General features: G+C 42.7%; 5 protein-coding genes. 1 reads left to right on the plus strand and 4 read right to left on the minus strand.

Annotated features, from left to right (window positions below; genetic code table 11):
* Positions 1-32 precede the first annotated feature (32 nt).
* The 4 genes from K6V43_RS08855 to tehB form a co-directional block, all read right to left on the minus strand.
* A complete protein-coding gene (locus tag K6V43_RS08855; RefSeq protein WP_024405177.1) occupies positions 33-359 on the minus strand; it encodes a hypothetical protein in 327 nt (108 codons plus the stop codon).
* 271 nt (positions 360-630) lie between these two features.
* Entirely contained in the window at positions 631-1,125 is a 495-nt protein-coding gene (tpx, locus tag K6V43_RS08860) for a thiol peroxidase (RefSeq protein ID WP_222382722.1), read from the minus strand.
* Between the two features lie 239 nt (positions 1,126-1,364).
* Positions 1,365-3,821, minus strand: a complete 2,457-nt coding sequence (locus K6V43_RS08865; RefSeq protein ID WP_222382723.1) for a heavy metal translocating P-type ATPase — start codon at positions 3,819-3,821, stop codon at positions 1,365-1,367.
* Between the two features lie 94 nt (positions 3,822-3,915).
* Positions 3,916-4,773 (minus strand): SAM-dependent methyltransferase TehB, encoded by an 858-nt coding sequence (tehB, locus tag K6V43_RS08870; protein ID WP_222382724.1) that lies wholly within the window; start codon positions 4,771-4,773, stop codon positions 3,916-3,918.
* 252 nt (positions 4,774-5,025) lie between these two features.
* On the opposite strand from tehB, the gene K6V43_RS08875 reads away from it, so the two are divergent.
* The gene (locus K6V43_RS08875) at positions 5,026-6,069 is read left to right on the plus strand and encodes a zinc-binding dehydrogenase (RefSeq protein ID WP_222382725.1); all 1,044 of its coding nucleotides are present in this window, start codon (positions 5,026-5,028) and stop codon (positions 6,067-6,069) included.
* Positions 6,070-6,206 lie beyond the last annotated feature (137 nt).

Genomic DNA, 6,206 nt, shown 5'->3' on the forward strand with positions numbered 1-6,206 from the left:
ACACGGCTCTTTTTCTTTATGATCCCGAAAACCTACCCCAGCCTCGTATTTCCATGAAGGAGTAGTTTGGGTTTTACTTGGTCGTAGTGAAATTGGTCATAGGCACGCCACGCTCGTCTGGTCGCTTCGCTTAATTGAACGTCGCCCAATCCAATCAGAAAACTTGCATTTTGATAAAATTTTTCCAATCGAATAGTGAGCCGATTGATATCTGTAGACTCATTCAACACCTGTAAAATTTCTTGTAAATGTTTTTCCAATCGAAGCTCATCCATTGTCCCTCTCTTGTCAAGTTGGAATGCTTTCAAAACATCTTCAATCAAGCGATTAGCCCGAGCTTGAAACAATACTGTATTCATCTCAATATCCTTATTTCATAAAATCGTCATCATTATAACAAGCAGCTATCTTTTTGTCAAAAAATGAAGCCACTACTTAATCCGTGTCAGTGCAGAACTGTTTAAGTAGCGGCTTTTCCGTATCTGGCAAAACAAAGGCTACAAGAAAATGAGCCTGTGTGCATTGAGCAAGCACATTTAGTGTAGCAAATTGAGATTATTTTGTCATGTCAAACAGTTATTCCTTTAGTTGGTACGATCACAAAACAAGCGTTATTCCTGATTTGAACATTTACCCCAATCCCTTCACCACTTCAATGACAGATTCGTAATCAGGGTGCGTATTAACATTGTCCACGTACTCAACATACAGAATGGTATTGTCACTATCTAGTACAAATACAGCTCTTGCAAGCAAATGCCATTCTTCCATTAACACCCCATAGGCTTTTCCAAATGCATGGTCATAATAATCCGATAAGGTCACAGCATTTTCTAGGCCTGCTACCCCACACCAGCGTTTTTGAGCAAATGGTAGATCCACTGAAACAGTGATGACAGCTGTATCTTCATTGAGTGCCAATTCTTGGTTGAACCGGCGAGTTTGTGTATCACAGACACCTGTGTCCAACGATGGAACAACACTAATCACCTTTATTTTCTGACCGAATTCTGAAAGATGTTTTGCCTGTAAATCATTATCCATCAGCACAAAATCAGGCGCTTTATCCCCTAAGGTCAAACGGGGGCCAATCAAGGTTACGGTTTGTCCAATAAATGTTGTCATATGCTTTCTCCCTTCCTTTTGTTATCATTGTAAGCGTTTAAGGAGTTTTTAGCCACTAATTTGTTTGGGAATATTGGAACAGCATGCTCATCCATGTTCTATCATTTTACAGAATTGGAAGCGCAAAGAAACATAATGATATAGAAATACCCATACCATTATGTTTTTTTAACGATATCCCTAAAAGAATTGAACACTTCAATCTTACAGTAACATTCTTTTTAAATAACTACACTATCTTAACTTAATTTCATGCCTTTCAATCGTAAGGCATTCAAAACAACTGAAACTGAGCTGAGAGCCATGGCTGCTCCTGCCAACATGGGGTTGAGCAAGGGACCACCAAATACATGCAATAGACCCATTGCAATTGGGATACCAACGACATTATAGGCAAATGCCCAGAATAGATTTTGTTTGATATTTTGAATGGTTAAATGGCTCAGTCGAACAGCCTTTGGAACATCCATTAGATCACTGTGCATCAATACAAGATCCGCAGACTCGATGGCTACATCTGTACCTGAACCAATTGCAATTCCAACCTCTGCTTGTGCCAAGGCAGGTGCATCGTTAATGCCATCACCAACCATTGCAACTTTCTTGCCTCTTGCTTGGATCCGCTTCACCTGCTCTGCCTTGTCTTCTGGCAAGACCTGACTGATCACTCTATCAATACCAACTTGATCTGCAATGGCTTGAGCTGTTTTGGCATTGTCCCCTGTCAGCATAACAACTTCCAATCCCATTTGGTGCAAAGCCTGGATAGCGGCCTGACTAGAGGGTTTTACTTGGTCCGCAATGGCAATCACGGCAACTAGTTCCCCATCTGCTGCCAAATAAACAGGCGTTTTGGCTTCGGAGGCGAATTTTTCCGCGACAGCTACAGCTTGGTCAATCTCAATAGCAGATTCTGTCATCAAGCTGGCATTACCTAACAAGATGTGTTGCTCTGCTATTGTCACAGATAAGCCTCGACCTGAAAGGGCTTGGAAATCTTTGCTGGCAAGTAATGGTATGGAGGTTTCCTCTGCGGAACGCAAAAGGGCTTGTGCCAGTGGGTGCTCTGAGTATTGTTCACTGCTTGCTGCTAGTTGTAGGGCTTGTTCGTTTGTGAAATGGCCGAAAACCTGAATGTCGGTTACAACTGGCTTTCCTTGAGTGATGGTTCCCGTCTTGTCAAAGACAATGGTATTGATTTTTTCAAGTACTTCAATCGCTTGACCAGACTTGAAGAGAACACCATTTTCTGCTCCTTTACCTGTTCCGACCATGATAGCAGTTGGTGTGGCAAGGCCCAAGGCACATGGGCAGGCAATGACAAGGACGGAGATGGTAATGGAAAGGGAGAAAATCCATGATTCTTGTCCCAATAAAAACCAAGCTAGACCCGATAGGACTGCTAAGGCCATGACGATTGGCACAAAGACTGCTGAGACTCGGTCAGCCAACTGTGCAATCGGGGCTTTTGAACCTTGTGCCTCTTCTACCAAGCGAATAATTTGAGATAAGGTTGTATCTGCACCGACTTTTGTGGCTTGCATCTGAAATGCCCCATGCTGATTCAGTGTAGCTCCAACAACTGTATCACCAACTGTTTTTTTCACAGGTAAACTTTCCCCTGTTAGCATGGATTCATCAATTGTCGATTGACCTTCTACTATGTTTCCATCGACAGGTATCTGCTCACCTGGTCGAACTTGAAGCACATCTCCTACTTTGACTTGATCTAAAGGAATGGTCACTTCTTGTCCATCACGGAGGACATGCGCAGTTTTAGGCGCCAGATTCATTAATGTACGAATGGCCTCGGAGGTACGGCCTTTTGACACTGCCTCCATGTATTTTCCAAGGGTTATGAGCGTTAGGATAACAGCTGCTGACTCAAAATAGAGTTCAGGATGACCATGTTGGGTGGCTACTTGGTTGGTAGCAATCAAAATCGTCATAATAATCCCTTGAACCAGGGCTGCACTTGTCCCAACTGCAATCAAACTATCCATATTGGGATGACCTGCAAACAGGGTTTTAAATCCTTTTTGATAAAATGCCCGTCCGACATATAAAACTGGCAAGACAAGTAGGAGCTGCACAAGGGAAAAAACAAGTGGTTGGTGTAAACTAGCTGGCAAGGGTAATCCACCACCTGGTACCATTGGCCCCATAGCGATGTACAGCAATGGAAGAGTAAAGACACTAGACCAGATGAATCTCTTCCATAAGTCTTTTTTATGCTCTTCTTTTCCATCTCTTTTAGCTTCTGTCGAAGTAGGTTGAGGAAGAATAGCTTTATAACCTGCTTTTTCAACAGCTGTCTCGATATCTGATAAGCTCAGATGGGCTGGATCATACTGAATGGTTGCTTTTTCCGTTGCTAGATTCACACTGGCGTTCTGTATTCCATCAAGCTTATTCAAGGCTTTTTCCACTGTAAGGGCACAGGTTGCGCAAGTCATTCCTTCAATAGCAAGCGTTTGGCCCTGGTAGGGATTTTCCAATTCATATCCAGCTTTTTCTACAGCCATCTGCAAGTCTTTCATTCCAACTTCCTGCTCATCATATTCAACAGTTACTTTTTCAGTCGCAAGATTGACTGTAGCCTTGGAAACTCCTGCTACTTTTCCAAGAGCCTTTTCAACAGTTAATGCACAGGTTGCACAAGTCATCCCGTTGACATTATAGATGGATGTTTTCATAATACTGCTCTCCTTTTGACTACGTTTGTAATCAAATTATATACTTTTTGATTACATTTGTAAACGATTTTGATTAAAAAAATAGAGATTATCCCTATTTCTTTCGTGCTAACATGGTCGCAAAACGCATTTTAAGGAAATTGCCCTGTTCATCTCTCTTGTGAAGTTGACCGAAATCTTCATTGTACTTGACCAGTTCCCAGTCACGGTAGTATTCTTTCAACTCACCTGCCCCAAAAGTAAAGGAGAAATTCATAGGACATGGCGCATCTTCTGTATCCATGGCCGCCACAATCAAGTTATAACCTCCAGTGCGTGTTTTCTCCTGCATATTGTGGATAATGTCCGGTACCCGATTTCGCTCTAAGAACATAAAGACGACTGTTGAGATAATCCAGTCATAGTCCTGCTCCAGACTGGCTGAATTGATGTCATATGTTCCAGCTTGAAGCTCCAGATCTTCCACTTCCTTGACCTGCAAGAGTGTCCGAATACTCGGTACATCTTTATCTACAGCTGTTACCTCAAACCCCTGCTGAGCCAAGTAGAGACTATTTCGACCATGCCCACAGCCTAAGTCTAAGACCTTACAAGGCTCAATGATCTTCAATGCCTCTAAGACCTCCGAATGCGTCCGAGTATAGTCATACTTTTTGGCAAAATAGTCTTCCGGTTGACAGAAAAATTCCAAGAAAAACTCCGTATCCTCTGTCAACAAGGTCACTCGATGCCAAGCCTGCGGTTCCACAAAGGGAATATCATCTGTCGGACCATAGACATATTCTCCCAAAATCTCATTGTCATCTGAAATCGGCTCAAATTTGAGTTGGCCTTTCAAGACCTTAATCTTCCCCCAGGTACCCACCTTGGTATTGTGCTTGGTTAAAAAATGGTGAGGAACTGTTTCCTGATTCCAAATTGGCATTCGTTTATATGGAACTAACTGTTTCATCCTATCTCCTTTTCTCTAGTGGATGGTTTTTTAGGTACGATTCATTGACTGGACAATTGATGATACAAACCAATTTTTATGTTAATGATAGTGTATCATAAAGTCAAGTGAAAACAAATGCAATTTTTCCCTTGACTTGGAGTCAACTCCAAGGTGTATACTAGAATTGTTCAATAGAAAACCCATTAGGTTAGCTATTAATTGACAAGAAAGGAGTTCTACTATTAAGACAAGTAGAACAAGGTATTCAATATGAAGACTGCTATTTACGAAAAAGCTGGTAAAATGACAGTTACAGATGTCGAGAAACCAAGCATTCAAGCGAAAGATGATGTCATTATCAAGGTTGTTCGCGCCTGTGTCTGTGGTTCAGACCTCTGGAACTATGGGGAACACATTCATCACGATCATGGTGATACCAATTCTGGGCATGAAGCCATTGGTATTGTAGAAGAGGTTGGCGAAGATATCACTACCTTTGTACCTGGTGATTTTGTTATTGTTCCATTTACACATGGGTGTGGTCATTGCGATGCCTGTCGTGCTGGCTTTGATGGAACTTGTGACAACCACCCTGGCTATACGAACTGGGGCAACAATTACCAATCACAATATATCCGTTTCCACTATGGTAACTGGGCTCTTGTAAAAATCCCAGGCCAACCGAGTGATTATTCTGAAGGTATGATTAAATCTCTTCTTAGTTTGGCTGACGTGATGCCAACCGGCTATCATGCTGCGCGTGTTGCAGATGTCAAACCTGGTGATAAGGTTGTTGTCATCGGTGATGGTGCGGTTGGTCAATGTGCTGTGATTGCTGCAAAAATGCGCGGGGCTTCTCAGATTATCATGATGAGTCGCCATGCTGACCGCCAGCAAATGGCTCTTGAATCAGGTGCTACTGCCATCGTAGCAGAACGTGGTGAAGAAGGTATTGCTAAAGTTCGTGAAATTCTTGGCGGTGGCGCTGATGCTGCTCTTGAATGTGTCGGTACAGAAGCCTCCATCGAACAAGCCCTCGGTGTCCTACATAACGGTGGCCGTGTTGGTTTCGTTGGCGTTCCTCATTACAACAACCATGCGCTCGGCTCAACCTTTGCTCAAAACATCATCATCGGTGGCGGCTCTGCTTCAGTCACAACCTATGACAAAGAAATCCTGCTCGATGCAGTTCTCAAAGGCGACATCAACCCAGGCCGTGTCTTTACTCAGACTTACAGCCTAGACAATATCGACCAAGCCTACAAAGACATGGCCAACCGCAAAACCATTAAAGCAATGGTAACGGTGGAGTAAGAAAATAGAACAAAACCCCTGAAGTTTACATTGATATACTCCCCTTATAGTGGACAGTGAAAAAACAAAAATTTTCACTAGAAACGATAAGGGGAGTTTTATCATGTCCAAAAGAAGTCCAAAATCTGTCTCTGAGA

Source organism: Streptococcus suis (assembly GCF_019794615.1).
Taxonomy (GTDB): domain Bacteria; phylum Bacillota; class Bacilli; order Lactobacillales; family Streptococcaceae; genus Streptococcus; species Streptococcus suis_AI.

Coding starts and splice junctions, on each gene's coding strand:
- K6V43_RS08855 (WP_024405177.1), bottom strand. CDS start 359: ATGAATACAGTATTGTTTCAAGCTCGGGCTAATCGCTTGATTGAAGAT.
- K6V43_RS08865 (WP_222382723.1), bottom strand. CDS start 3,821: ATGAAAACATCCATCTATAATGTCAACGGGATGACTTGTGCAACCTGT.
- tpx (WP_222382722.1), bottom strand. CDS start 1,125: ATGACAACATTTATTGGACAAACCGTAACCTTGATTGGCCCCCGTTTG.
- tehB (WP_222382724.1), bottom strand. CDS start 4,773: ATGAAACAGTTAGTTCCATATAAACGAATGCCAATTTGGAATCAGGAA.
- K6V43_RS08875 (WP_222382725.1), top strand. CDS start 5,026: ATGAAGACTGCTATTTACGAAAAAGCTGGTAAAATGACAGTTACAGAT.